General features: G+C 71.9%; 23 protein-coding genes and 1 rRNA gene. 11 read left to right on the top strand and 13 right to left on the bottom strand.

The genetic code is table 11. From position 1 onward, the window contains the following. Positions 1 to 127: 127 nt before the first annotated feature. Complete coding sequence (locus tag FXF65_RS10320; RefSeq protein WP_342787293.1) at positions 128 to 1,192, bottom strand: phosphotransferase family protein; 1,065 nt, start codon at positions 1,190 to 1,192, stop codon at positions 128 to 130. A gap of 177 nt (positions 1,193 to 1,369) precedes the next feature. On the opposite strand from FXF65_RS10320, the gene FXF65_RS10315 reads away from it, so the two are divergent. Then, a complete protein-coding gene (locus FXF65_RS10315; protein WP_148349539.1) occupies positions 1,370 to 1,732 on the top strand; it encodes a VOC family protein in 363 nt (120 codons plus the stop codon). 66 nt (positions 1,733 to 1,798) lie between these two features. On the opposite strand, the gene FXF65_RS10310 is transcribed toward FXF65_RS10315, so the two are convergent. The 4 genes from FXF65_RS10310 to FXF65_RS10295 all read right to left on the bottom strand — a co-directional run bounded on the left by FXF65_RS10310 (position 1,799) and on the right by FXF65_RS10295 (position 4,449). Continuing rightward, a complete protein-coding gene (locus FXF65_RS10310; protein ID WP_148349538.1) occupies positions 1,799 to 2,167 on the bottom strand; it encodes an MmcQ/YjbR family DNA-binding protein in 369 nt (122 codons plus the stop codon). Positions 2,168 to 2,205: 38 nt separating this feature from the next. Next, positions 2,206 to 2,619 (bottom strand): VOC family protein, encoded by a 414-nt coding sequence (locus tag FXF65_RS10305; RefSeq protein WP_148349537.1) that lies wholly within the window; start codon positions 2,617 to 2,619, stop codon positions 2,206 to 2,208. 85 nt (positions 2,620 to 2,704) lie between these two features. After that, the gene (locus tag FXF65_RS10300) at positions 2,705 to 3,517 is read right to left on the bottom strand and encodes a PIG-L family deacetylase (protein WP_148349536.1); all 813 of its coding nucleotides are present in this window, start codon (positions 3,515 to 3,517) and stop codon (positions 2,705 to 2,707) included. A 77-nt stretch (positions 3,518 to 3,594) separates the two neighbouring features. Then, positions 3,595 to 4,449 (bottom strand): class II glutamine amidotransferase, encoded by an 855-nt coding sequence (locus FXF65_RS10295; RefSeq protein WP_148349535.1) that lies wholly within the window; start codon positions 4,447 to 4,449, stop codon positions 3,595 to 3,597. A gap of 88 nt (positions 4,450 to 4,537) precedes the next feature. Here FXF65_RS10295 and FXF65_RS10290 point away from each other — a divergent pair, with 88 nt between their 5' ends. Then, complete coding sequence (locus FXF65_RS10290) at positions 4,538 to 5,056, top strand: HAD domain-containing protein (RefSeq protein ID WP_342787292.1); 519 nt, start codon at positions 4,538 to 4,540, stop codon at positions 5,054 to 5,056. Positions 5,057 to 5,109: 53 nt separating this feature from the next. Here the strand turns inward: FXF65_RS10290 and FXF65_RS10285 are convergent, their stop codons facing one another. Further along, positions 5,110 to 5,739: a GmrSD restriction endonuclease domain-containing protein gene (locus FXF65_RS10285; protein WP_246198480.1), complete on the bottom strand. Its 630-nt coding sequence runs from the start codon at positions 5,737 to 5,739 to the stop codon at positions 5,110 to 5,112. Positions 5,740 to 5,907: 168 nt separating this feature from the next. Between FXF65_RS10285 and FXF65_RS10280 the strand changes: the two genes are divergently transcribed. Then, positions 5,908 to 6,927 carry a methyltransferase gene (locus FXF65_RS10280; RefSeq protein WP_148349532.1) on the top strand — a complete coding sequence of 340 codons (1,020 nt, stop codon included), beginning with the start codon at positions 5,908 to 5,910 and terminating at the stop codon, positions 6,925 to 6,927. Between the two features lie 3 nt (positions 6,928 to 6,930). Here FXF65_RS10280 and FXF65_RS10275 read toward each other — a convergent pair whose 3' ends face one another. Together FXF65_RS10275 and FXF65_RS10270 are read right to left on the bottom strand one after the other, a co-directional pair. Further along, positions 6,931 to 7,587, bottom strand: coding sequence for an NUDIX hydrolase (locus tag FXF65_RS10275; protein WP_148349531.1), 657 nt, complete (start codon positions 7,585 to 7,587; stop codon positions 6,931 to 6,933). Continuing rightward, on the bottom strand, positions 7,584 to 8,423 hold the full coding sequence (locus FXF65_RS10270) for a helix-turn-helix domain-containing protein (protein ID WP_148349530.1): 840 nt from the start codon (positions 8,421 to 8,423) through the stop codon (positions 7,584 to 7,586). Before FXF65_RS10270 ends, FXF65_RS10275 begins: the two co-directional genes overlap by 4 nt. A gap of 113 nt (positions 8,424 to 8,536) precedes the next feature. Between FXF65_RS10270 and FXF65_RS10265 the strand changes: the two genes are divergently transcribed. Continuing rightward, a complete protein-coding gene (locus tag FXF65_RS10265; protein WP_148349529.1) occupies positions 8,537 to 9,115 on the top strand; it encodes a TIGR03086 family metal-binding protein in 579 nt (192 codons plus the stop codon). Between the two features lie 56 nt (positions 9,116 to 9,171). Further along, positions 9,172 to 10,572, top strand: coding sequence for a glutamate--tRNA ligase (gene gltX, locus FXF65_RS10260; RefSeq protein ID WP_148349528.1), 1,401 nt, complete (start codon positions 9,172 to 9,174; stop codon positions 10,570 to 10,572). 19 nt (positions 10,573 to 10,591) lie between these two features. On the opposite strand, the gene FXF65_RS10255 is transcribed toward gltX, so the two are convergent. Continuing rightward, positions 10,592 to 11,239 carry a response regulator gene (locus FXF65_RS10255; protein ID WP_067891915.1) on the bottom strand — a complete coding sequence of 216 codons (648 nt, stop codon included), beginning with the start codon at positions 11,237 to 11,239 and terminating at the stop codon, positions 10,592 to 10,594. 84 nt (positions 11,240 to 11,323) lie between these two features. Then, the gene (locus tag FXF65_RS10250; protein ID WP_148349527.1) at positions 11,324 to 15,622 is read right to left on the bottom strand and encodes a hybrid sensor histidine kinase/response regulator; all 4,299 of its coding nucleotides are present in this window, start codon (positions 15,620 to 15,622) and stop codon (positions 11,324 to 11,326) included. A 331-nt stretch (positions 15,623 to 15,953) separates the two neighbouring features. Here FXF65_RS10250 and FXF65_RS10245 point away from each other — a divergent pair, with 331 nt between their 5' ends. From FXF65_RS10245 to FXF65_RS10235, 3 genes are all read left to right on the top strand, one after another. Then, positions 15,954 to 18,239, top strand: a complete 2,286-nt coding sequence (locus FXF65_RS10245) for a SpoIIE family protein phosphatase (protein ID WP_148349526.1) — start codon at positions 15,954 to 15,956, stop codon at positions 18,237 to 18,239. A 31-nt stretch (positions 18,240 to 18,270) separates the two neighbouring features. Further along, the gene (locus FXF65_RS10240; protein WP_067891924.1) at positions 18,271 to 18,606 is read left to right on the top strand and encodes an STAS domain-containing protein; all 336 of its coding nucleotides are present in this window, start codon (positions 18,271 to 18,273) and stop codon (positions 18,604 to 18,606) included. 228 nt (positions 18,607 to 18,834) lie between these two features. Next, complete coding sequence (locus tag FXF65_RS10235) at positions 18,835 to 19,203, top strand: ATP-binding protein (protein ID WP_246179241.1); 369 nt, start codon at positions 18,835 to 18,837, stop codon at positions 19,201 to 19,203. A gap of 112 nt (positions 19,204 to 19,315) precedes the next feature. Here the strand turns inward: FXF65_RS10235 and FXF65_RS10230 are convergent, their stop codons facing one another. Continuing rightward, positions 19,316 to 20,662: a class II 3-deoxy-7-phosphoheptulonate synthase gene (locus tag FXF65_RS10230; protein WP_148349524.1), complete on the bottom strand. Its 1,347-nt coding sequence runs from the start codon at positions 20,660 to 20,662 to the stop codon at positions 19,316 to 19,318. 239 nt (positions 20,663 to 20,901) lie between these two features. Continuing rightward, positions 20,902 to 21,906, bottom strand: coding sequence for a sigma-70 family RNA polymerase sigma factor (locus FXF65_RS10225; protein WP_246198479.1), 1,005 nt, complete (start codon positions 21,904 to 21,906; stop codon positions 20,902 to 20,904). 129 nt (positions 21,907 to 22,035) lie between these two features. Here FXF65_RS10225 and trxA point away from each other — a divergent pair, with 129 nt between their 5' ends. Together trxA and FXF65_RS10215 are read left to right on the top strand one after the other, a co-directional pair. Beyond that, complete coding sequence (gene trxA, locus FXF65_RS10220; RefSeq protein ID WP_148349523.1) at positions 22,036 to 22,389, top strand: thioredoxin; 354 nt, start codon at positions 22,036 to 22,038, stop codon at positions 22,387 to 22,389. A gap of 130 nt (positions 22,390 to 22,519) precedes the next feature. Next, on the top strand, positions 22,520 to 23,371 hold the full coding sequence (locus FXF65_RS10215) for a putative RNA methyltransferase (protein ID WP_246198478.1): 852 nt from the start codon (positions 22,520 to 22,522) through the stop codon (positions 23,369 to 23,371). Here FXF65_RS10215 and FXF65_RS10210 read toward each other — a convergent pair. Then, positions 23,309 to 24,067 carry a nitroreductase family protein gene (locus FXF65_RS10210; protein WP_246198477.1) on the bottom strand — a complete coding sequence of 253 codons (759 nt, stop codon included), beginning with the start codon at positions 24,065 to 24,067 and terminating at the stop codon, positions 23,309 to 23,311. The genes FXF65_RS10215 and FXF65_RS10210 overlap by 63 nt on opposite strands. A gap of 796 nt (positions 24,068 to 24,863) precedes the next feature. Here FXF65_RS10210 and FXF65_RS10205 point away from each other — a divergent pair. Beyond that, positions 24,864 to 24,976, top strand: a 16S ribosomal RNA gene (locus tag FXF65_RS10205); the annotation flags it as partial.

Here is a 24,976-nt window from a genome sequence, read left to right as displayed (position 1 = left end):
ATCGCCGCCTGCTTGCGGCGTAAGGGCGTCACCGACTGCCCCGCTCTCACCGGTCACATCCAGGCTGCGTCGCGAGATCCGGAAATGCAACCCGTCCGAATACCGCGCGTCACTGTGAGTTCGGGACTCAGCCGCCGATGAACTCCCGCGCGCGGGTGAACAGGCCCAGCGTGATCGTGTGCAGGAGGTCGCCCGTCTCCCTGGGCGCCTTTCCCGCGTGGGCGCGGGCGTTCGTCCCCTCCAGGACGATTCCGAGCTTGAAGCAGGCCAGTACTGCGTACCAAGTGATGGAGGACAGGTCGCGTCCCGCCACGGCGTCCGGGCGCTCCGCGTAGGTCGCGACCAGGTCGTCCGTCGCGGGGAGGGCGTCGCTCGCGCCGAGCGGCCCGGCGAGCGCCGCGCCTGGGCCGTCACGGTCCGGCCAGGTGGCGAGCAGCCAGCCGAGGTCGAGCAACGGGTCGCCGATCGTGGACATCTCCCAGTCGACGATCGCGGCGACCTCGGGCCCCTCGAACGAGTACATGAGGTTGGCCAGGTGGTAGTCGCCGTGCAGGATGCCCGGACGCCACCGGTGCGGGCGGTGCTCCTCCAGCCAGCGGGCGACGTCGTCCAGGCCGGGGATGTCGGGGCCGGGATAGCCGTCCAGCGCGCTGTAGGAGTCGAGCTCCGACAGCCAGCGGCTCACCTGCCGTTCGAGGAATCCTTCGGGTTTGCCGAAGTCGCCGAGCCCGACCGCCTCGTGGTCGACCGCGCCCAACGCAGCCAACGCGCGGGCCGCGTTCAATCCCATCTCGTGCTGGATCGCCTCGTCGCCCGCGTGCGATTCGGGCAAGGTCACCGTCGGGTTGAATCCGTCCACGGAAGTCATGAGGTAGAAGACCGCGCCGTTCATGACGGACTCGTCGGGGCAGGCGGCGATGAGGCGCGGCGCGGGGACGTCGGTGCCGTCGAGCGCCGCCAGCACACGGGCCTCGCGGCGCAGGACGTCGTTCGTCCGCGCCCGCAGGTGGGCGGGCCCGCGCCGCAGCACGTAGTCGCGCCCGCCCCGCGCGAACCCGATCAGCGTGTTCTGCGTGCCCCCGGCCAGGGGCCGGACGTCCTCGAACGGGCCGCCCGGCAGGCCCCGCCCGTCCATCCAACCGGCGAGGACCTCGAAGTCCACGAGGGCGCGGTCGATCTGCTCAGGCTGCACGACGCGAGGTTCCCTTTCGAGACGGCCTACTACCGGACAGTAACAGTCGGACCATTCCCCGTGCCGGTGGCGGACACCCGTCCGCGACCCGCCGCGTGCGGTTCACATTCGTCCAAGACCCGCGGGGGTCCGGGCGACCAGACTGGGCATGCCGACCACACGACGAGGGAGGACACCATGACCAGTGAGATCCGCCGGACGTTCTACCCGCTGATCAACTGCGCCGACCCGGCCGCGTCCATGGAATGGATGGAGAAGGCGTTCGGCTTCGAGCCGGTCGCCGTGCACCGGGACGACGCCGGGGAGATCGTCCACGCCGAGATGAGGTACGACACCGGCCTGCTCATGTTCGGCAAGGGCACGCCCGGCACGTCGGCCGTCTACGTCGCGGTCGACGACCCGGACGCCCACCACGACAAGGCCAGAGCCGCCGGGGCCGACGTCTTCCGCGAACTCGCCGACCAGGACTACGGCTCCCGCGACTACGCGGCCCGCGACCTGGACGGCAACGAGTGGTACTTCGGCACCTACCGCCCCTGAGCCGGGCGGCGTCCGGCCACGCGATCCGCCGCCCCGCCGCGACGACAGCCGCCCGGGGACGGCCGGTCAGCCCGTCAGCTCGGCGCGCCGGGCCTTGGGCAGCCGGGCCATGACCAGGTCGTAGGACTGGTCGATCAGCTCCAGCAGCTCGTCGTCGGGAACCGAGCCGTCGAGGACCACCGTGTTCCAGTGCCGCTTGTTCAGGTGGTAGCCGGGCGTGATCGCGGCGTGCCGGGCGCGCAGCTCGTCGGCGAGGTCGGGGTCGCACTTGAGGCTGACGCTCCCCGGCGCGTCGCCGAGCGAGACCAGCGCGAACATGCGCCCGGCCACCTTGAACACGGCGACGCCGTCGCCGAACGGGTAGTCCTCCGCGGAGCCCCGCTTGGCCAGGCATTCGGCGATCACCCGGTCGCGGCGCGCGTCGTCCGTCGTCACGGGGCCACCGTAGTAAGCGCCACCGACAGTCCTGGGGATCAGCCCTGCGGCGGGCTGATGTTGACCATCCACGGCACGCCGAACCTGTCGACGCACATGCCGAACTCGTCGCCCCAGACCTGCTTCTCCATGGGGACGGTGACCCTCCCGCCCTCGGACAGCCTGGTCCAGTAACCGCGCAGCAGATCGCCGTCGTCGCCGCTGACGCTGACCGAGCAGCCCGCTATGGGCTGGTAGGGCATGTCGCCGACGACGTCGCCCGCCATGATCGTGTAGCCGTCGGCGGTCTCCAGCATCGCGTGCATGACCCGGTCGGCGTCCGGCGAGTCGGCGCCGCCGACCTCGCCGACGGTGTTGACGGCCAGCTCGCCGCCGAACACGTCGGCGTAGAACTCCATCGCCTGGCGGGCGTCGCCGTCGAAGGTCAGATAGGGATTCAACCTTGAGGACATGGTTCCCCCGAATGAACGACCGTGCTTTTGGTGTAGTCGGAGCCATACCCGGAATGCTGGGACGAATGAGTAAAGGCGGTGCCGGTCAGCGCAGGCCCGCGAACAGGTCGTCCTCGTGGTCGGGGGCCTCGACGCGGCAGAAGTGCCGGACGAACGCCTCCGACGAGAACGCCATGTGCTGCAGCTCCTCCGACATCTTCAAAAAGAAGATGTTCTCGCCCTGGCTGGCGTGCGCCTCCAGCGCCTTGCGCTTGGCCTCCACATGCGCGGACACGTCCAGGACGCTGGTGACCAGCTCGTCGGGAGTGCCGAAGTCGTCCGGCGGCTCGAAGCCGATCTCCACACCGGCGGCGGTCGCCGCGTCGAACATCCGCCGGATGCCGGAGCGCGGCATGGCCGTGTAGTACAGCTTGTCGGGGACACCGGTGCGCTCGGCGGCGGCCAGCGCGATGCGGTGCGCCTGGATGTGGTCGGGGTGCCCGTAGCCGCCGTTCTCGTCATAGGTCACGACGACCTGCGGCTGGTAACGCTCCATCAACTCGGCGAGGCGCCCGGCGGACTCGTCAAGCGGGATGTTCGCGAACGCCCGCGGGTCGTCGTTGGTGGACCAGCCGACCATGCCCGAGTCGCGGTAGCCGAGCAGTTCGAGATGGGTGATGTCGAGCAGCCCGACCGACTCGCGCAACTCCGCGAGCCGGCGTGCCGCGACCCCGGCGGCGTCATGCCCGGGATCGCCCGGCTTCAACCCGCCCGAGTCGTCGCCCTGCTCGCCGTTCGTGCAGGTCACAAGGACGGTGCGGATGCCCTCGGCGGCGCTGCGGGCGAGCAGGCCGCCGGTCCCGAGGACCTCGTCGTCGGGGTGGGCGTGGACCGCCATCAGAGTTCGTTCGCGCGTCATCCGGGCTCCTGGTAGGGGCTTGCTCGTCCGGCGATCCACCCTACGTCGCGGCACCGACAATCGATCATGTACGGAGATCACGTCTGCGACGTGGACTCCGTCTCCGACAGGTCCGCCACGGTCAGCGGGTGCGCGGGCGCGTCGAACGGGTGCAGCGACGACGTCGCCGGGCCGTCCACGACGAGCAACTCGCCGGGGTCGAGGAGCCGCCAGCCCGGGTCGTCGTCGAGGCGCTCGCTGGCGAGGACGCAGGCGGGCGTCGGCTCCCGGTGCGCGGCGACCTGGACGACGCCCGGCTCGCGGCCCTCGCCGAGGTGCCGGGCCGCGCCCGGCTCGCGCAGCTCGGGCCGCAGCACCCACAGCTCGTGCGCGGCGGGGTAGCGCAGCGCCCAGATCCGTCCCGCCTCGGCCAGCAGGACGTTCAGCGCGAACACCGGAAGCTCGGCCGCGATCCGCCGGACGGCCGAGATCAGCCCGGACGTCGTGTCGCCGTGCCGCCGGATCTCCGCCGTGACGTAGGCGAACACGAGCTCGGAGTCGGTCTGGCCCCGGACCGGCGCGCGGTCCACGTCGGTCAGCCAGGAATCGAGGACGTCTAGCCCGCGCACCACGCCGTTGTGCGCGAAAAGGCGGTCGTCCATGACGAACGGGTGCGAATTGTGGACGTCGGGCGCTCCCGTGGAGGCGTAACGGACGTGCGAGACGAATGTGTGCGACGCGACCGCGCGCGCCTCGGAATTGAAGTCCGCGTCCTTGTAGGCCGCCAGGGGAGCGCGGTCGCGGACGGGCTCGTCACCGAGCGAGAACCAGCCGAGGCCCGTCCCGTCGGGCATGCGGCGGCTCTGCGCGCTGAGGCTGTCGGGGGCGTCCACCAGCCAGAACGTCGCGTGGACGCGGGGCCCGCCGGTCGTCATCCCGAACAGTCGGCACATGTCCGGTCGATGCCCCGGCGGACGCCGACTAATACTCCCGTCCGGAAAAACGACTCCGCGAAAAACGACCTTCGACGGCGGGCCCCGGATGTCGTACGGTCCGGGTATGGGGTCGCCGGTGATTCTGCTCGACGTGGACGGGGTTCTCAATCCATTTGAAAGGCCGCACCGCGGTTACAAGCGGCACAGATGCTCGCCGAACGGCATGACGTTCAAACTCTGGCTCGACGCCGCGCACGGACCGTCGCTGCTCGGCCTGGCCGAGTCGTCGGGCGCGGAGCTCGCGTGGGCGAGCTACTGGTGCGACAACGCCAACGTGTGGATCTCGCCGCGGATCGGGCTGCCGGAGCTGCCGTTCGTCCCGATCCCGCGGTTCCCGGGGGTCGAGGAGGGCCGGACGCTCGGCGCGTGGAAGGCCCGGCACGTCGCCGCCTGGACGGAGGGCCGCCCGTTCGTCTGGTTCGAGGACGAGCCCGACGCGACCGCCTGCATCGCGGCCGAGCCGGACGTCGCCGACCATCTCCTCGTGGAGATCGACCCGCTCACCGGCCTGACCGAACGGCACATCGAGACCGCCGCCGACTGGCTGAGCGCCCTCCAGCGGTGAACGGCGGGGCTCGCGGCCTTCCGAGCCGTGAGCCCCGCCGGTGCGCACCCGGATCAGCAGGTGTCGAGCAGGCGCCCGAGCGCCGTCTTCTCCGCGGAGTCGACGGTCAGCTCGTAGCGGTACTTCACGTCGATCCACGACCGGGCGTACATGCAGCGGAACGATGCCAGCGGCGGCGTCCACTGAGCCGGGTCCTTGTCGCCCTTGGCCTGGTTGACGTTGTCGGTGACCGCCCAGAGCTGCGAGCTGGTCAGGTCGTTGGCGAACTGGCGGCGGCGCGCGGTCGTCCAGGTGTTGGCGCCGGACCGCCACGCCTGCGCGAGCGGGACCATGTGGTCGATGTCCAGGTCGTCGCGCTGCGTCCAGACGGCGCCGTCGTAGGGGCTTCGCCACGTGCCCGAAACGGCTTGGCATTCGGAATTGACCTGGACGTTCTCGCCGTCCCGTTTCAGGACGACTTCCCGGGTATTGCAGTTGTTGCCCTGGTCGATCCAGTGCGGGAATTTCTCGCGGGTGTAGCCGTCCATCGATCCTTCCGCCTGGACGGTCAGCCCGGCGAGGTGCTGGGACGCCGTGCTCGCGTCCGGCGGTGGCGGCGGCGCGGCCTCGGCGGCGGTGGCGGGCGCGACCAGGGCCGCGGTGAACAGTGTGACGGCGGTGACGGTGATCCCCGTGCGTTTCACGGGAAGCTCCTTTTCGCTCGGGAGCATAAACGCCGTCAGTCTCGAATAGGCGAATTAAATTGAAGAACATGATCAGGTCATGGGTCAGGTCGCATTCGTCCAAGACACCCCCTCGGGCCCGCACGTAACGTCGCGGATGCTCACGAAAGCCGAGGAAGGGAGCCGTCCATGACACGGACGCCGTCGAGATCACCACTGCTGGACCTGGCGTTCGGCTACATGCCGGCGCAGCTGATCCACGCCGCCGCCGAGATCGGCGTCGCCGACGCCCTGTCCGCCGGGCCGCGTTCGAGTGCGGAGTTGGCGGCGGACACCGGAACCCACGCGCCGTCCCTGTACCGGCTGCTGCGCGGGCTCGCCGGGTTCGGCGTCGTCGAGCAGAAGGAGCGCGACCTGTTCGCCCTCACCGAGGAGGGGCGGCGGCTGCGCGCCGACGACCCCGACTCGGTCCGCTCACTGATCCGGCTCTTCTGCGGCCCGGAGGTGTGGCGGGCGTGGGGCGGCATGACCGAGACCCTGCGCACCGGCGAATACGCGTGGAAACGCGCCACCGGAACGACGCCTTTCGAGTTCTTCCAGAGAAATAGCGAACTGTCCGAGACGTTCAACGCGGCGATGGCCGAGCACACGCGGGCCGTAGCGCCGGACATCGTCGCGGCCCACGACTTCGCCCGCTACCGGACGGTCGCCGACCTCGGCGGCGGCGACGGCACCCTCATCGCCGAGATCCTGCGCGCGAACCCGGGGCTGCGCGGCGTCCTGTTCGACCTGCCGCCCGGCCTCGCCGGAGCGGTCGGGAACCTCGGCGACGCCGCCGACCGGACCGAGATCGTCGCGGGCGATTTCTTCGAGTCCGTCCCCGAGGGCGCGGACGCCTACGTCATGAAGAGCGTGCTCCACGACTGGGACGACCAGAAGGCCGCCGCGATCCTGCGGACCTGCCGCGTCGCGATGCGCCCGGACGCGCGGCTTCTCATCCTGGAGCAGGTGATGCCGGAGTTCGTCACCGCGGAGACGCAGGGCGTCGTGCGGAACGACCTCAACATGCTCATCTCGACCGGCGGACGCGAGCGCACCGAGGCCGAGTTCCGCGCCCTCCTGGACGGCGCCGGGTTCGCGGACGTCGCGCTCACCGGGCCCCTGCCGCCCGCCGGATACCACGTCATCGAGGCGCGCCCCGCCGGGTGAGCGTCAGTTGCGCGTCCAGTCGGGCTGGACGAAGTCGGCGACCCGCGCCCGCCGGCCGAGCAGCACCACCTCGCGGAACTGCCACAGCATCGCCCCGGTCGGGGCGTGGACGCGCCAGCCCGGACCGAGCCGCATCTGCAGCAGGCGGCCGCCGTCCGGCTGCGGCGCCCACCGCGGCGTGTCGTCGGCGGCGAGCCGCCGCAGGCTCACATGGTGGACGGAGTGGACCTCGTCCGGGCTCGGCGCGAGCGGGCCCGGATCGTCCAGCGCCAGCACGATCGGCGTGATCGAGAAGCCGGACGTGGCGGGGAAGTCGTCGAGCCGTCCGAGCACGTCGCCCGGCCCGGCGGCGAGGCCGATCTCCTCGCGCAGTTCCCGAAGCGCGGCCTCCTCGGCCGTCTCGCCGTCTTCGAGGCCGCCGCCGGGCAGGCCCCACTGCCCGGCGTTCCGGCCCCGGTACGCGCGCCTGATCAGGATCACGGACGGGACGCCCGCGTGCTCGACCGCGCACAGCACGACACCGGCGCGGCGCAGCCCGGGCGCGTCCGGGACGGTCGTGTGCGCGAACGCGCCGAGCCGCGCGGCGGCGAGCGTACGGAACGCGGTGAGATCGTCGAACGGGTCGGGGGAGTCCGGGGGGCCGAGGGGGGCGTCCGTCATGCATCGATACTGCCAGGGCCGCTTTCGCGCGCGTACTTCGCGGGGGACGTCCCGACCGCCGCCGTGAAGTCGCGGACGAAATGCGCCTGGTCGGCGTAGCCCAGCTCGGCCGCCAGCGCCGCCCAGTCGGGCGGCGACCCGGACGCGGCCCGCTCGGCGGCCTCCTGCATCCGGAACCGGCGGATCACCCACTTCGGGCCCACGCCCACGTACTCGCGGAACAGCCGTTGCAGGGTGCGGGCGCTGAGCCCCGCGTCCTCGGCGAGCCGGTCCACCCTGACCAGGCCCGGCGACGCCGCGATCCGCTCCACGATCTGCGCCGCCCGCTCGATGGACGGGTCGGGCTCCGGCCGCAGCCCGCTCAGGAACGACGCCAGCCGCGCGACGGCCGCGCCGTCGTCGGCCGTTGCGAAGACTTCGTCGGCGAGCGCCCGGCCCGGCGCGCCGAACACCTCGTCCACCCCGGCGAACCGGCCGGTCAGCGCGGCGACCGGGCCGCCCGCGAACGGCCGGAACCCGCCCGGCCGGAACGCCGCGCCGACCACCCGCCCCTCGCCCGCGATCTCCTCGGCGAAGTCGTCGCGGACGACGCCGACGACGCGGGCCCGCGTCGTCCCGGACGTCAGGTAGCTCGTGAACGTCACGTGCACGGACGGCCGCGTGAGCACCTGCTGCCGGTGCGGCGGACGCCCCCGCAGATCCCAGCGCAGCACCCACAGGTTGGCCACGAACGGGGCCAGCTCCGGCGGCGGCGCGATCCGCTCGACCCGGAAGCTGTCGAGGGCCGTCCGCGGGCGCAGGATGCCCCGCGTCCCATCGGGTAGGGGACGTCCCATCGCCCCAGGCTAAGCGGCCCGTGCCGGTGGGATGTCGCGTTTTTGCAAGACGCGCGCCCGAGCCCCCGCCTAGCGTTGGCGACGTGTTCGAACTGATGAGCGAGGAAAGCGTGATGGATATCCGGACTCAGCTGGTCCCCGCCGCCGAGGCCGCGGCGAAGATCGTCCTGGAGACGCCGGAGGACCGGCTGGACGCGCCGACCCCGTGCGCCGAGTGGGACGTGCGCGCCCTGGTCAACCACCTGATCGTCTGGTCGGCCAGGGGCGAGACGGCCGCGCGCAGGCAGCCGCCCGCCGGGCCGGGGGAGGACCACGACTTCACCGCCGCGCCGGGCTGGGCCGAGCGGTACGCCGACCAGGCGCGCCGGACCGCCGAGGCGTGGCAGGACCCGGCGGCGTGGGAGGGCGACACCAGCCTGACCGGCAACAAGGAGGGCATGCCCGCCGCGTTCATCGCGGGGATCCTCTTCGGGGAGTGCGTCGTGCACGGCTGGGACCTCGCCGTCGCCACCGGCCGCGAGCCGTCCTTCCCGCCCGCGGTCGTGGAAGCGGCGTGGGAGCAGATCGTCCCGGCGGCGGAGATGAGCCGCCAGTACGGCGTGTTCGGGCCCGAGGTACCGGTGCCCGCCGACGCGCCGCTGCTCGACCGCGTCCTCGGCATGGCGGGCCGCGACCCGCGCTGGAAGCCGTAGCGACCCCGCGCGGGTCCCGGCGCGAGCGGGGGCCCGCGCGCTCTACCCTTGAAGGCATGTCTTCGAGCTCTTCGATCCGCGTCCGGTTCGCCCCGTCCCCGACCGGCATGTTCCATGTCGGCGGCGCCCGCTCGGCGCTGTTCAACTGGGTGATGGCCGTGCAGTCCGGCGGGACGCTCGTGCTCCGGATCGAGGACACCGACGCCTCCCGCAACAGCCCCGAATGGACCGAGGGCATCATCCGCGCCCTCGCCTGGCTCGGCATCGACGGCGAGCAGTACGAGGGCCCCTACTTCCAGTCCGCCAACGCCGACCGGCACGCCGAGGCCGTCCAGACGCTCAAGGACGCGGGCCGCGCCTACTACTGCGACTGCACCCGCGAGGCCGTCATCGCCCGCACCGGCGACCAGCACAAGGGCTACGACGGCTTCTGCCGCGACCGCGGCCTGGAGCCCGGCCCCGGCCGCGCCCTCCGCTTCCGCACGCCGGACGAGGGGCAGACCACCGTCGTCGACCTGCTGCGCGGCAAGCCGGTGTTCGAGAACGCCGTCCTTGAGGACTTCGTCATCGCCCGCGCGGACGGGTCCGTCACGTTCCTGCTGGCCAACGTGGTCGACGACATGAGCCAGGGCATCACGCACGTGGTGCGCGCCGAGGAGCACCTGTCGAACGCGCCCAAGCAGCAGCTGCTCTGGGAGGCGCTCGGCGCGGAGCCGCCCGTGTGGGCGCACGTCGCCGTCGTCGTCAACGAGAAGCGGCAGAAGCTGTCCAAGCGCCGCGACAAGGTCGCGCTGGAGGACTACCAGGCCGAGGGCTACCTCGCCGACGCCATGCGCAACTACCTGATGCTGCTCGGCTGGGCCCCGTCGGGCGACCGCGAGATCGTCCCCTGGGACGTGATCGTCGAGGAGTTCCGCATCGAGGACGTCAACACCTCGCCCGCGTTCTTCGACGAGAAGAAGCTCCGCGCGTTCAACGGCGAGTACATCCGCGCGCTGCCGGTGGAGAAGTTCATCGCCGAGTGCCTGCCGTTCCTGGAGCGGGCCCCGTTCGACGTCGACGTCGCCGTGTTCGCCGAGCTGGCGCCGCTGGCGCAGACCCGGGTGGCGCTGCTGTCGGAGATCGTCCCGATGATCGACTTCGTGTTCCTGGACGAGCCGCCGTCCGACGAGCAGTCCTGGAACAAGGCGATGAAGGGCCCCGCCGCCGAGATCCTCGCCGCCGCCGAGGCCGCCTACCTGGACGCCCCCTGGCACGCCGACGAGCTGAAGGATCGGCTGGAGCGCATCGGCGCCGAACACGGGCTCAAGCTCGGCAAGACGCAGGCGCCCGTCCGGGTGGCCGTCACCGGCCGCACCGTCGGCCTCCCGCTGTTCGAGTCGCTGGAGATCCTCGGCCGCGACCGCACCCTCGCCCGCATCGCCACCGCCCGCGCACGACTCGCACAGCAGAACTGATCTCGCGCGGAACAGCTGGTCAGGACGCCGCCGGGTCCTCGCCGTCGAGGGCCCGGCGCAGGTCGGCCAGGCGGCGGTCCAGCTCGGCGAAGTCGTCGCGCAGCGTGATGGGGACACGCTTGCCGACCAGCTCCGCCTGCTCCTCCAGCGAGACCAGCCGGTCAGTGATCCGCCGGCCGGCCTGCGGGTCGTCCAGCGGACGCGCCCGCAGCAGCGTCGCCTGCTCGCGGAGGAGCGCCGCCTGCTCGCGCAGCAGGGTCGTCTGGTCGCGGAGCTGCTTGTTCTTGTTGTGCAGCTCCACGAACACCGACACCTTCGCGCGCAGCACCCACGGGTCGAACGGCTTGGAGATGAAGTCGACCGCGCCCGCCGCGTACCCACGGAACGCGTAGTCGGGGTCGCTGTTCACCGCGGTCAGGAAGATGATCGGCAGGTCGCGGGTCTTCTTGCGGCGCTTGATGTCGCGGGCCGTCTCGAACCCGTCCATCCCCGGCATGACGACGTCCAGCAGGATGACCGCGTACTCGTCGGTGAGCAGCGCCTTCAGCGCCTCCTCACCGGACCGGGCCCGGACGAGATCCTGATCGAGCGAGCTGAGGATCGCCTCCAGCGCGATCAGGTTCTCCTCCCGGTCGTCCACGAGCAGGATCTTGGCCTTGTCGTCCACGCGCCCTCTCTCCGATCCGGTCCCCGCCGCCGCCGACCGCGCCGGCGCGCACGGCGGCCCCCGCCTGCCAGGCGACTCCTCTGCTCAGCGGACGATGGAGGGTTGCAGCCAGTTCCTCATGACGTCAAGAAGATGGTCCACGTCGACCGGCTTCGGCACGTAGTCCGACGCGCCGGACTCCAGGCTCCGCTCCCGGTCGCCCCGCATCACCTTCGCCGTGATCACGATAATGGGCAGCTCGGCGAACTGCGGCATCTCGCGGATCGCGGCCGTGGTGGCGTAGCCGTCGAGTCCCGGCATCATCACGTCCATCAGGACGACCGCGACGTCCGGGTTGCGGTGCAGGACGTCGATCCCGGCCTGCCCGTCCTCGGCGTACAGGACCTCCATCCCGTACCCCTCCAGGACGCTGGTCAGCGCGAACACGTTCCGGACGTCGTCGTCGACGATCAGCACCTTGCGGCCCGACAGGACGGTGTCGAGGAAGTCCGCGGGCGGCTCCTCGAGCAGGCCGTTCAGCGCGGCGTCGCCTTCGCCCGGCCGCTCTCCGCCGGGCGGGCGCTGCTCCGCCGGCAGCCCGTTCTCCCCGGACGGCGCGGACACGCCCCCGGACAAAGCGTGCGGCCCGCCGCCGTTCCCCGGCATCCCGCCGCCCTGCCCCGCGCCGGGCAGGGGCGGCACGCCCGGCACGCCGTCCGGCGCGGTCGCCTCGTCCGGCGCCGCGGCCCGCCGCCGCCCGTCGCGCTCGCTGTACTGCGCGGGCAGGTACAGCGTGAACACGCTGCCCTGGCCCGGCCTGCTCTCGGCGTGGATCTCGCCGCCGAGCAGCCGCGCGATGTTCCGGCTGATCGACAGGCCGAGCCCGGTGCCGCCGTAGCGGCGGCTGGTCGTCCCGTCGGCCTGCTGGAACGGCTCGAAGATCTCCTGCAGCTTGTCCGCGCTGACCCCGATGCCGGTGTCGATCACCCGGAACGCGATGACGTCCGGGGTGTTCCACAGCGCGGGCAGCGCGAAGTCGATGTCGCCCGCCCGCTCGATCACGAGGCGTACCTCGCCCTCCGCGGTGAACTTCACCGCGTTGGACAGCAGGTTCCGCAGCACCTGCTGCAGCCGCTGCTCGTCGGTGTGCAGCGTGGACGGGACGTCCGGCGCGACCTCCACGCCGAAGTGGAGCCCCTTGTCGACCGACAGCGGCCGGAACGTCGCCTCGACGTAGTCGACCAGCGCCGACACCGCGATCCGCTGCGGATGCGCCTCCATCTTCCCGGCCTCGACCTTCGCCAGGTCGAGGATGTCGTTGATCAGCTCCAGCAGGTCGGTGCCGGAGTCGTGGATCGTCTGGGAGAACTCCACCTGCTTGCCGGTGAGGTTGCCCTCCTGGTTCTCCGACAGCAGCTTCGCCAGCACGAGCAGGCTGTTCAGCGGCGTGCGCAGCTCGTGCGACATGTTCGCCAGGAACTCCGACTTGTACCGGGACGAGATCGCGAGCTGCTCGGCGCGCTCCTCCAGCGTCCGCCTCGCCTGCTCGATCTGGAAGTTCTGGATCTCGATCGCGCGGTTCTGCTGGGCCAGCAGCGCCGCCTTCTCCTCCAGTTCGGTGTTGGAGTGCCGCAGCTCGCCCTGCTGGCGCTGCAGCTCGTCCGACCGCTCCTGGAGCTCCTGCGCGAGCCGCTGCGACTCGCCGAGCAGCTGCTCGGTGCGGGTGTTCGCGCGGATCGCGTTCAGCGTCACCCCGATCGTCTCGATGAGCTGGCTGAAGAACGCCAGGTGGACGTCGGTGAACCGGCCGAAGGAGGCCAGCTCGATCGCGCCGAGCACCTCGTCCTCGAACACGATCGGCAGCACGATGATGTTGACCGGGGACGCCTCGCCGAGGCCCGACCCGATCTTCACGTAGTCGGCGGGCGCGTCCGCGATCAGCAGCGGGCGCCGCTCCTGCGCCGCCTGCCCGACCAGGCCCTCGCCGAGCGCGAACCGGACGTCGCCGGTCCCGCCGCCGCGGAGCGCCCGGCCGCGCGCCGTCCCGTACCCGGCGATCAGCGCGAGCTCCGTCTCGTCGCCGATGCTCTCCGCGAGGTAGAACGCGCCGTACTGCGCGCTCGCCGTCGGGGTCAGCTCCCGCATGATCAGCTCCGCGACCTGCATGAGGTCGCGGTGGCCCTGCATGAGCCCGCCGATCCGCGCGAGGTTGGTCTTGAGCCAGTCCTGCTCCTCGTTGGCGCGGGTCGTCTCGCGCAGCGTCGCGACCATCAGGTTCACGTTGTCGGACAGCTCCGCGACCTCGCCGCGCGCCTCCACGGTGATCGTCCGGGTCAGGTCGCCGGTGGCGACCGCGCTCGCCACCTCGCCGATCGCGCGGACCTGTGTGGTGAGGTTCCCGGCCAGCTCGTTGACGCTCTCGGTCAGCCGCTTCCAGGTGCCGGACACGCCCTCGACCTCGGCCTGGCCGCCGAGCCGTCCCTCGATGCCGACCTCCCGCGCCACGCGCGTCACCTCGGACGCGAACGACGACAGCGTGTCGACCATCTTGTTCAGCGTCGTCTTCAGCTCCAGGATCTCGCCCTGGGCGTTGACGTCGATCCGGCGCGTCAGGTCGCCGTGCGCGACCGCCGTCGCGACCTGGGCGATGTTGCGGACCTGGTAGGTCAGGTTGGACGCCATCCCGTTGACGTTGTCGGTCAGGTCCTTCCACATGCCGCCCGCGCCGGGCACCCGGGCCTGGCCGCCGAGGCGGCCCTCGGTGCCGACCTCGCGGGCGACGCGGCTGACCTCGTCCGCGAAGGCCGACAGCGTGTCGACCATGGTGTTCAGGGTGTCCTTCAGCTGGAGGATCTCGCCCTGCGCGTCCACCTCGATCTTGCGGGTCAGGTCGCCCTTCGCGACCGCCGTCGTCACCTGCGCGATCCCGCGGACCTGGGACGTCAGGTTGTTCGCCATCGAGTTGACGTTGTCGGTCAGGTCGAGCCAGACACCGCCCGCGCCGGGCACGATCGCCTGGCCGCCGAGCCGCCCCTCCGTGCCGACCTCGCGGGCGACGCGGGTGACCTCGGACGCGAACGCCGACAGCGTGTCGACCATCGCGTTCACGGTGTCCTTCAGCTCCAGGATCTCGCCCTGCGCGTCGACCGTGATCTTCTTGCCCAGGTCGCCCTCGGCGACCGCCGTCGTCACCTGCGCGATGTTCCGCACCTGGAACGTCAGGTTGGACGCCATGCCGTTGACGTTGTTGGTCAGGTCCTTCCAGACGCCGCTCACGCCGGGCACGCGGGCCTGGCCGCCGAGGCGGCCCTCGGTGCCGACCTCGCGGGCGACGCGGGTGACCTCGTCGGCGAACGCCGACAGCGTGTCGACCATCGTGTTCACCGTGTCCTTGAGCTGGGCGATCTCGCCCTGCGCGTCCACGGTGATCTTCTTGGCCAGGTCGCCCTCGGCGACCGCCGTCGTGACCTGCGCGATGCCGCGCACCTGGTAGGTCAGGTTGTCGGCCATCGCGTTGACGTTGTCGGTCAGGTTCTTCCAGACGCCGCTGACGCCCGGGACGTTCGCCTGCCCGCCGAGCTGCCCCTCGGTGCCGACCTCGCGGGCCACGCGGGTGACCTCGTCGGCGAACGCCGACAGCTGGTCGACCATCGTGTTCACGGTGAGCTTCAGCTCCTGCAGCTCACCGGTCGCCTCCACCGTCACCTTGCGGGTCAGGTCGCCCTTCGCGACCGCCGTGGTGACCTCCGCGATGTCGCGGACCTGGGACGTCAGCCGGGACGCCATCACGTTCACCGACGCGGTCACGTCCCGCCAGCGGCCCGTCATGCCGCGCGCCGGGGCCTGGCCGCCGAGCCGCCCCTCGGTGCCGACCTCGCGGGCGAACTGGGTGACCTCCCAGGTGAACTGGTCGAGCAGCTCCACCATGCCGTTCACCGACTTCGCCATGCGCAGCAGCTCGCCGCGCATCGGCCTTCCGCGCACCCGCAGCTCGACCCGCTGGCTCAGGTCGCCCGCCGCCACCGCCTCGACGACCTGGCTCATGCCGGTCGCGAGGTCGGTCAGCTTGTCGATGATGGCGTTGGAGTCCTCCACGGCCGTGGCCCAGGTGCCGCGCAGCGTGCCCGGCGTCAGCCGCCCCCGCAGCTGGCCCTCCCGGCCGATCTCGCGCCGCACCCGGGACAGCCCGGACGACAGCTCGTCGGCGTTCTGCCGGATCTCCTCCAGGACCGCCGCGGCCTCCGCCACGGCGCCCTCGCCCGGCACCTTCAGCTCCGTCCTCGCCTTGCCGTCCCGGACGGCGATCAGCGCCTTCAGCAGCGGTTCGAGGTCGGCGTCGCTGTAGCGGGGGGCGGTGTCGCGGTACCCGCCGCCGGGGCGGGCGCGAGTCGCGGTACGCGGCATGCTCTCAATCCTCCTGGCCCGCGGTCGTCGAGGGTCCGGCCGCCGCCGGGCGTCCCGGGCGGCGGGGCATCCGGACGGCGCGGACTCCTGGCTCTGGCCTCTACTCCCGGCCGCCCCCAACTCTACGTCGCCGCGCCGCCGTGGAGTCCGTTCCGGCCCGGCCTGTGAACGGGCGGTCATGACCGTGGATCCGCCCTTGTAGTCTTCGTGTTACGGTCTGTCGTGCCGCGGCGGGGCATCCCGCCCGGGGCTTCCGCACCCGGATCGCGGCCTCGCGTGGCCGGGGGGACGCCCGGTCTGTCACGATGGCCGGAACCGGGTAACGAAGAGCATGAGCGAAGGGCGACTCTTGGATCGGCAGACGGCGTCGGCGACGTTCCCGTCCGCCGCGGCGGCGGTGGCGGACGCGCGCCGGTTCGTCCGCAAGGTCCTCGCCGACTGGGGCCTGGACGACGTCGCGGACGACGCCGTCCTCGCCACCAGCGAGCTCGCCACCAACGCGATCGCCTACGCCGGGACGTCCTTCGAGGTGTCCCTCCACCTGGAGGCGGGCGACATCAGGGTCGAGGTCCGCGACCGGCACCCCACCCGCGGCATCGAGATGCCGGGGGTGACCGCGTCCAGCGGGCGCGGGCTGCCGTCGATCGCGCGGCTCGCCGAGTCCTGGGGCGTGTCCTACGACCGCCGCACCAAGGGCGTCTGGTTCCGGCTGCCCCGGCCCGGCGCGTCGAACGGGGCGACCCCGTCCGCGCCGCCCGGATCGTACGAGGGGGAGGCCGCGGGCGAGCGCCCGTCGCCGGCCGCCCGCGGCGACGCGCGGCGCGAGGCCGCCCGCGACCGCGCCCTGGAGCGCGCGGGACGCGACGCGAAGGCCGAACGCGACGGCGCGGGCCCCGCGCGGGACGGCAGGATGGCCGAGGGCGTCGGCGAGGTCCCCGTCGCGGGCGACCGGCTCCTTCGTTCCCCCGCCGCCCTCGAGTCCATGGAGGACGGCGTCGTCACCGTCCGCGAGGTGCTCGGCGCGGACGGCGCGGCCGTCCTGCTGACCGAGCGCGACGGCCGCCTGATCATGGGCGCCTCCGTCGGCACCGCCGCCGAGCTGCCGCTCGGCGAGCTGTCCATCGCCGGGCTCGGCCCCGCGGCCCGCACCGGCGCGCCCTGGGTCGCCGCCGACGCGTCCGACCCGGCCGCGGCGGCGCTGAAGGCGCGGTCGCTGGCCGCGGCGCCGCTGGAGTCGCAGGGCCGCCTCACCGGACTGGTCGTCGCGGTCTCGTCCGCATCCGGCCGTTTCGCCGAGGCCGACGGCGTCCGGCTTGGCCGCCTGGCGGACGAGATGTCGCTCTCCCTGGAGAAGGCCAGGGTCGGCGAGTTGGAACGGTCCTGGCGCGGCTGGCTCAGCTTCGTCGCCGAGGCCAGCGACCTGCTCGCGGGCACGCTCGACCAGGAGCGGACGATGGCGCTCGTCGCCCAGCTCGTCGTGCCGCGCCTCGCCACCTGGTGCGCCGTCTACACCGTCACCGAGGCCGAGCCCGACCGGCTCGCCTACGTCTGGCACGCCGACGAGAACCGCGCCGACGGGCTGCGCGAGCTGCTCGAACAGGCGGGCGCCGCCCCGCCGGCGGACGTCCCCGGCCCGTGGAACGGGTTCGCCGCCGCCCCGGCCGACGTCCGCGCCGCCGCCGGCGACACCGCCGCCGACCAGGTCTACGCCTTCCCTCTGGTCGCCCGCGGCCGCCGCATCGGCACCATCGTCATCGGCCGCCCGGCGGGCGACCGCTTCCCGCGCAGCGCGGTCGAGCTGGCCGAGGAGCTCAGCCGCCGCGCCGCCCTCGCCGTCGACAACGCCCGGCTGTTCTCCGCGCAGACCGCCATGAGCAGCGCGCTCCAGCGCAGCCTGCTGCCGCCCGCCATCCCCGAGATCCCGGGCCTGGAGGTCGCCGTCGTCTACGAGCCCGCGGGGGAGGGCAGCGAGGTCGGCGGCGACTTCTACGACGTCTTCGAGAGCGGGCAGCGGCCCGGCGGGGCCGCGCCCGCGTCCCGCTGGCGGTTCGCGATCGGCGACGTGTGCGGCACCGGCCCGGAGGCCGCGGCCGTGACCGGCCTCGCCCGGCACGCGCTCCGCATCCTCGCCGCCGAGGACATGTCCGTCCCCGCCGTGCTCGGCCGCCTCAACCGGCTCATCCTCGGCGAGGGGGAGCGCGGGCGCCTGCTCACCCTCCTGCACGGCGAGATCGCGGCCCGGCGCCGCCGCGACGGCGTGACGATCAGTCTGACCAGTGCGGGCCACCCGCCCCCGCTGGTGCTCGACCCCGAGGGCGAGGTACGCGAGGTCGCGTCGCCGCAGCCGCTGCTCGGCGTGTTCGACGGAGTCGAGTTCCACACCGACACCGTCGAGCTGCGCCGCGGCGAGGTCCTGCTGTGCGTGACCGACGGCGTCACCGAGCGGCGTTCCGGCAGCCGGCTGCTCGGCGACGGGCGCGGCCTCGAACGCCTTCTGGCCGACTGCACCGGGCTGAGCGCGGGGGCCGTCGCCGCCCGCATCCAGCGAGCCGTGCGGGACTTCGGCCCGGAGCCGTCAAACGACGACGTTGCCCTCATCGTTCTGCGGGCGTCATGATGGAGACCAACAATCGGTAAGGTGGGGTGGCGTGGGGCTTGCCTTGCACACGACACGACAGGACGGCCGCGCGACGATCGCCGCGCGCGGCTCCATAGACCTGCACTCCTCCGACGAGCTGCGGTCCCGGTTGACCGAGCTGGTGGACGCCGGTGAGCGGGCGGTCGTCGTCGACCTCACGGCCGTCGACTTCTGCGACTCCTCCGGTCTGAACGTCCTCGTCCGGGCGTACAAGCACGCGCGTGCGCAGAACGCCACGCTCACCGTCACCGGCGCCTACGGCCGGGTCGAGAACGTGCTGCGGACCACCGGCCTCGACCGGTTCCTGATCGACGATCCCGAGGAGACCCCGGCCGAGGGGCGCTGAGGCGCCCCATGACCGCAGCGAAGCGAGGAGCGTGTTCCGGTGACCGCGGCGATGCGAGGATCACCGGGCGCCCTGCCCGGGGGTCCGGGGGTTGCCCGCCGGAAAGGCGGGTTCCGATGACCGCGGCGAAGCGAGGATCACCGGGCCTCCCGGCCGGCGGTCCGGCGACGGCCTCTCCGAAAGGTAGGGCACGATGAAGAACGGCGAGCGGGCGGAGTGACCGACCCCATGACCGAGACCACCCTGCGCGCGGCGCCTCAGACGGAGGCGGTCGAGTACGCGCGGCGCCTCGCCGCCCGCACGATGCGCACCTGGGCCCTGATGGACCGCGAGGAGCTCGTCACGGCGATCGTGGCCGAGCTGGTCGCGAACGCCGTCCGGCACGCGGGCACCGCCCTGGAACTGCGGCTGCTGCGCGGCGCCGGGCGCATCCGGGTAGAGGTCCGCGACCGCGCCGCCCAACTGCCGCGGCTGACCGTCCCCGGCCCGCTGGACGAGTCGCACCGCGGCCTGTTCATCGTCGACCGGTTCGCCAACTCCTGGGGCGCCGACCCGGTCACCGGAGGCAAGGTCGTCTGGGCAGAGGTCGACATCTGACCGGGTCCGGACGTCGCTTCGCGCGCGTGGAACGTAACGTTTTGGAAGATCTCCTGTGGGAGCGCGTCCACCCCGCCGGTCCCGGGCGCGCGGCCCGGGACCACGAGGACGGTCAGGACGACTTGCGGTACAGCTCGGCCACCAGGAACGCGAGGTCGAGCGACTGGCCGCGGTTGAGGCGCGGGTCGCACGCCGTCTCGTAGCGCTGGTGCAGGTCGCCCTCGGCGAGGCCCTCCGCGCCGCCGACGCACTCGGTGACGTCGTCGCCGGTGAACTCGATGTGGATGCCGCCGGGGTGCGTCCCGAGCGCGCGGTGGACCTCGAAGAAGCCGGCGACCTCGTCCAGGACGTCGTCCAGCCGCCGCGTCTTGTGCCCGCTCGGCGCCTCGAACGTGTTGCCGTGCATCGGGTCGCACACCCACGCCACCGGGGCGCCGCTCTGGTGCACCTTCTCGATCAGCGGGGGCAGCGCCTCCCTGATCTTGCCCGCGCCCATCCGGGTGATGAACGTCAGCCGTCCCGGCTCCTCCTCGGGGTTCAGCCGCTTCATCAGCGCGAGCGCGTCGTCGGCGGACGTCCCCGGGCCGAGCTTCACCCCGATCGGGTTGCGGATGTGCCGCAGGAACTCCACGTGCGCGCCGTCGAGCTGCCGGGTGCGCTCGCCGATCCACAGGAAGTGCGCCGACACGTCGTACGGCAGGCCGCTGAGGCTGTCGATGCGGGTCAGCGCCCGCTCGTACTCCAGCAGCAGCGCCTCGTGGCTGGAGTAGAACTCCACGCCGTGGAACTCGTCCGGGCTCACCCCGCACGCCTTCATGAACGTCAGGGCCCGGTCGATCTCGCCCGCCAGCCGCTCGTAGCGGCGGCCGGACTTGCTGTGGGCCACGAAGTCCTGGTTCCAGGCGTGGACCTGCCGCAGGTCGGCGTAGCCGCCCTTGGTGAAGGCCCGGCACAGGTTCAGCGTCACCGCCGAGCAGTGGTATGCCTTCAGCAGCCGGTGCGGGTCGTTCCGGCGGGACTCGGCGTCGAAGTCGAGGCCGTTGACCGCGTCGCCCCGGTAGGCGGGCAGCTCCAGGCCGCCGCGCGCCTCGACGGGCTTGGACCGCGGCTTGGCATACTGGCCGGCCATCCGGCCGATCTTCACCACCGGCACGGTGGCGGCGTAGGTGAGCACGACCGCCATCTGCAGGAGCGTCTTCAGCTTGTTCTTCACCGCGTCGGCGTTCGCGCCGGTGAAGGTCTCGGCGCAGTCGCCGCCCTGCAGGACGAACGCCTCGCCGCGTGCGACGTCGGCGAGCTGGGCCTTGAGCTGGTCGCACTCGCCGGCGAAGACCAGCGGCGGCTGGGCGGCCAGTTCGGCGGCGACGGCCCGGAGCTCGTCCGGGTCGTCCCAATCGGGCTGCTGCTGGGCGGGGAGCTCGCGCCAGGCGTCGAGATCCCCGGTGGCGGAGGTACTCACGGTGAAAAGGCTATGGCACTCCCGGCCCTGCCCGCCGCCGCGCGGGCCCGGGTGAGCGCGGTCGAGCTCCGGGCCGGACGCGCGAAACGGGCGGCCCCAGCGGGGGAGCCGCCCGTTCCAACGGTCACGGGACGGAGTGGCCGAAAGCTCGTTCTCCGGCCAATTAACGTCATCTCCGGCATTTCCGGACGCACTCGATCACGCTCGCGGACGGACCGCCTCACTCCGCGCCGCGCCCGTCAGGCCGCGCGGCTTCCGGCGGTGGCGCGCACCGGCTCCGGCGCCGCGCCGCCAGCCAGCGTCCGGCGGCCGCTCAGGTCGGCCTCGCTCGCCAGCTGCCGCAGCCGCCGCAGCGACCGGTCGGTGATCTGCCTGACCCGGTTGTGGCTCAGGCCGTACCGCGCGCCGATCTGCGCGTACGAGAGCGGCTGGCCGCTGTCCATCCCGAACCGGGCCCGCAGGATCGCGGACTCGCGCTCGGGCAGCCGGTCGAGCAGCCGCGCGAGGCCCTCGATGTCGTCCAGCGCGAGGATCTCGGCCTCCGGGGTGACGGCGTCCGGATCCTCCAGCAGGTCGCCCATCGGCGTCTCGCCGGCGTCGTCGACCGTCGCGTCCAGGCTGGCCGGGTCGCGCCGCCAGCGCAGCAGCTCGTCCACGTGCTCGACGTCCGCGCCGAGCACGCCCGCGAGCTCGTCCCGCGACGGCTCCCGGCCCAGCTCACGGCTGAGCTGGCGCTCCGCGCGCCGCAGCCGCGACAGCTCCTCCTCGACGTGGACGGGCAGCCTGATCGTGCGGGCCGTGTGGCTGAGCCCGCGGCCGATCGCCTGTCTGATCCACCATGTGGCGTACGTGGAGAACTTGAACCCGCGCCGGTAGTCGAACTTCTCCACCGCGCGCATCAGGCCCAGGTTCCCCTCCTGGATGAGGTCTATCAGGGGCAACGAGTCGGTTGGGTACTTCCGGGCGATCGAGACGACCAGCCGCAGGTTCGCCTCGACGAAGAGCTGCTTGGCGCGCAGCCCCGCCGCGGCGACCTCCTCCAGCTCCTCGCGGGACACGCCCTCGGGCACGCGGTCCTCGTCGAGCAACTGTTCGGCGTACAGGCCCCCCTCGATCGCCTTGGACAGATCGACCTCCTCCTGCGCGTCGAGCAGGGGGGTGCGGCCGATCCGGTCCAGGTACGCCCCGACAAGGTCCTTGTCGGGGACTTCGACCCTGTCGCCCTTGGTACGGGTTGCAGCCATCCTGACCCTTCTCCGGTGCGATCTCCCTAAGAGGAGAACGCTAATTACCGCTCTGTGATTCCCGGGCGGGAATACTGCGAGGCTGTTAGCCGCTCTACGCTCTGATACCCCGACTGAGGAGAAACCGACATGGCGACGGTCACGCTTACCGCGGAGAACTTCGATCAGGTCGCGCAGTCCGACGGCATCGTGCTGGTCGACTTCTGGGCGGACTGGTGCGGCCCGTGCAAGCGCTTCGCGCCCGTGTACGAGCGGTCCGCCGGCAAGCACGACGACATCACGTTCGCGAAGGTGGACACCGACGCCGAGCCGGAGCTGTCCGAGCGGTTCGGGATCAGGTCGATCCCGACCCTGATGGCGATCCGCGACGGCATGATCGTCTTCGCCGAGCCGGGGGCGCTGCCGGAGCCGGTGCTGGAGAACGTGATCGAGCAGGTCCGCGGCCTCGACATGGAGGACGTCCGGCGCCGCGCGCAGGGCTGACACCCGCCCGGACGGCGCTGAACGCCCGAATCATCCGGTTGCCCGCCCGTGACGGCGGGACGGCGCGACGACGGCGCGGGGACGGCGTGACGGCAAAGAAGCGCGCGGTACGGCCCCCGGGACGTCCAGCATGGTCGATGATGGACGGGTGCTCGCCGATGTCGTCCGTCACCTGGTGTGCCCCGTCTGCGGAGCGGACCTCGAACACGCTGACCGCCGACTCCTCTGCCCGGGCGGGCATACCTTCGACATCGCGCGGCAGGGCTACGCGAACCTCCTGCCCGGCAACGCCCGTCCGGGGACGGCCGACACCCCCGAAATGGTGCGCGCGAGGGAAGAGTTCCTGAGCGCCGGGCACTTCGCCGTCCCCGCCGACCGGCTCGCTTGGAGCGTTTCGACGGCCGGGCCGTCGTTCGTCCTCGACGCGGGCGCCGGAACCGGCCACTACCTGAGCGCGACGCTCGACCGTTCCCCGGACGCCATCGGCCTCGCCCTCGACATCTCCAAGCACGCCGCGCGCCGCGCCGCCAAGGCCCATCCGCGCGCAGGGGCGGTCGTCGCCGACCTGTGGCGCCCGCTCCCGGTGCGCGACGGCGCCGCCGACGCCGTGATGAACGTCTTCGCGCCGCGCAACGCCGCCGAGTTCCACCGCGTACTCCGCGACGACGGGCTGCTGTTCACGGTGACGCCGTCCCAACGGCACTTGGGCCCGCTAGTGGACGCTCTGGGCCTGCTGTCGATCGACAAGCGCAAGACCGAACGCATGGACGCCGCCCTCGCCGGATACTTCAAGCTGGACTCACGCCAGGAGCTGGAGACCGAAGCCGTCCTGTCCCACGACGAAATCACCACGCTGGTGGGGATGGGGCCGAGCGCGCATCACGTCCCCGCGGAACAGCTCAGTGAGCGATTGGTAGAGCTAGCCGACCCGCTCCCAGTGCCCCTGGCGTTCGTACTGTCCACCTACAGGCGGCTTGAGTAGGCGCGCATTCTGTTGGGTGAGGACGAGCACCACCTGCGGAACCTCACCGGGTCGGGTGGTGTCCTCTAGGCCGTGGACGCCGTGGGTCACGAAGCTGAACTCCGCCGACACCGCATGCACGATGCCGCTCAGCAGCACACGCTGGAGCGCCTGCCCCACGCGAAGCCAATCCATGGGCGAATCGCCGAACGTCGTCAGCGCCGCACGCTGACCGCACGCCCCGTCGGTTGAAGGCAGCGGGTGCAGCGCAGCCCCTTCGAGCCGCGCCGCCTCACCCAGCACCTTGAGGACATGACCGGACGGCGCCGTCGCATTCTCGGCGCGGTCTGTGCGGAAGGGCCTGAGAGTGGCGGCGTAGAGGAGCCGTTCCTCAGGGGTGGTCCGGTGACGCCCGGCGAGCCTCACCGAGGCGAGCACCGAAGGACGCGCCGCGTCCGGCAACAACCGGACCACAGCCGCATGTCCCAGTTGGGCGGCGGCTAGACGCAGGTTGACGAGCGCGGCGCCGCTGCTGATCCGCAAACCGCGCCCCACCGGGTCGTGGGACGGTCGGAACCGGACCGGATCGGCACGCAGCTCGATCACACCGGGTGCCACCGCGAACCGCCAGGCGTGCAGGTGGTGGATCGTCGGCCCCATCGTCGCGGCGACCACGAGACGCTCAACCGGGGCGCGAATCGCGACGGACACGTTCACAGGACGTCCTCCAGACCATGGCAAGACTGCGCTGGCGGGAGCTGCCGCAGACCTGCGAATCGGGCTCCGCGGGCCATGCGGTCCGCGCACCGTATCCCACACCGTCACTCACGCCACCTAGCACGCGAACAAGGAGGTCAGCAGGTGTCGTCCCCGTGACCGGGAGCGGGGGAGCGGCTCGCGCCGCGCGTACGTCGATTTGCCTCTACCGGCGGGGCCCTCTAGTCTCCTGGTGCGCCAAGGGATGCGGGACGCCACAGTGCGGACGGCCCTCAGGACGCCGGGTCCTCTGAAGATGGTTCGGGTTCCACCCAGACTGTTGTAAGATGGCTCGCACAGCCCAAAACCGGGATGCAGGACGCCGCGAGGTGGCCGGCCCGCAGGGCGCCCCCACGAAACGATCTTCGCGAGTCTTCTTTGGCTTGCGGTGGTGTCGTGGTGTGGGGGTTCTGGCAGGTCCCTCGTCCGTCAAAAAGATCTTCCTGGATCTTCTTGACAACGGGGGCGAGTCAGGTAAGTTAGAAGGGTTGCCCCGGAGCCGGGGCCCGCGGGAGCGGGTGGTCGGCGCGGTGGGTGTCCGTTTCTTGAGAACTCAACAGCGTGTTAAAAGCCAGTGCCTTTATACGGCCGGGCAGGGGATTTGTTCTCCTGGTTTGGCCACCCCGTAGCCACCCATTGGGTGGCGGGGATTTCTTTGAGGCAATGCACGGCCCTCTACGAGGGGCCGTGTTCTTGCTGGGATTGTTTCCTGAGGTTTGGCTGCGCGGGGTTCGCCCCCTGTGTGGTCGTGTTGACCTTAATGGAGAGTTTGATCCTGGCTCAGGACGAACGCTGGCGGCGTGCTTAACACATGCAAGTCGAGCGGAAAGGCCCCTTCGGGGGTACTCGAGCGGCGAACGGGTGAGTAAC

The organism is Actinomadura syzygii, assembly GCF_008085905.1.
Classification (GTDB): Bacteria; Actinomycetota; Actinomycetes; order Streptosporangiales; family Streptosporangiaceae; genus Spirillospora; species Spirillospora syzygii.
This window is presented reverse-complemented; position numbering and strand designations above follow the sequence as displayed.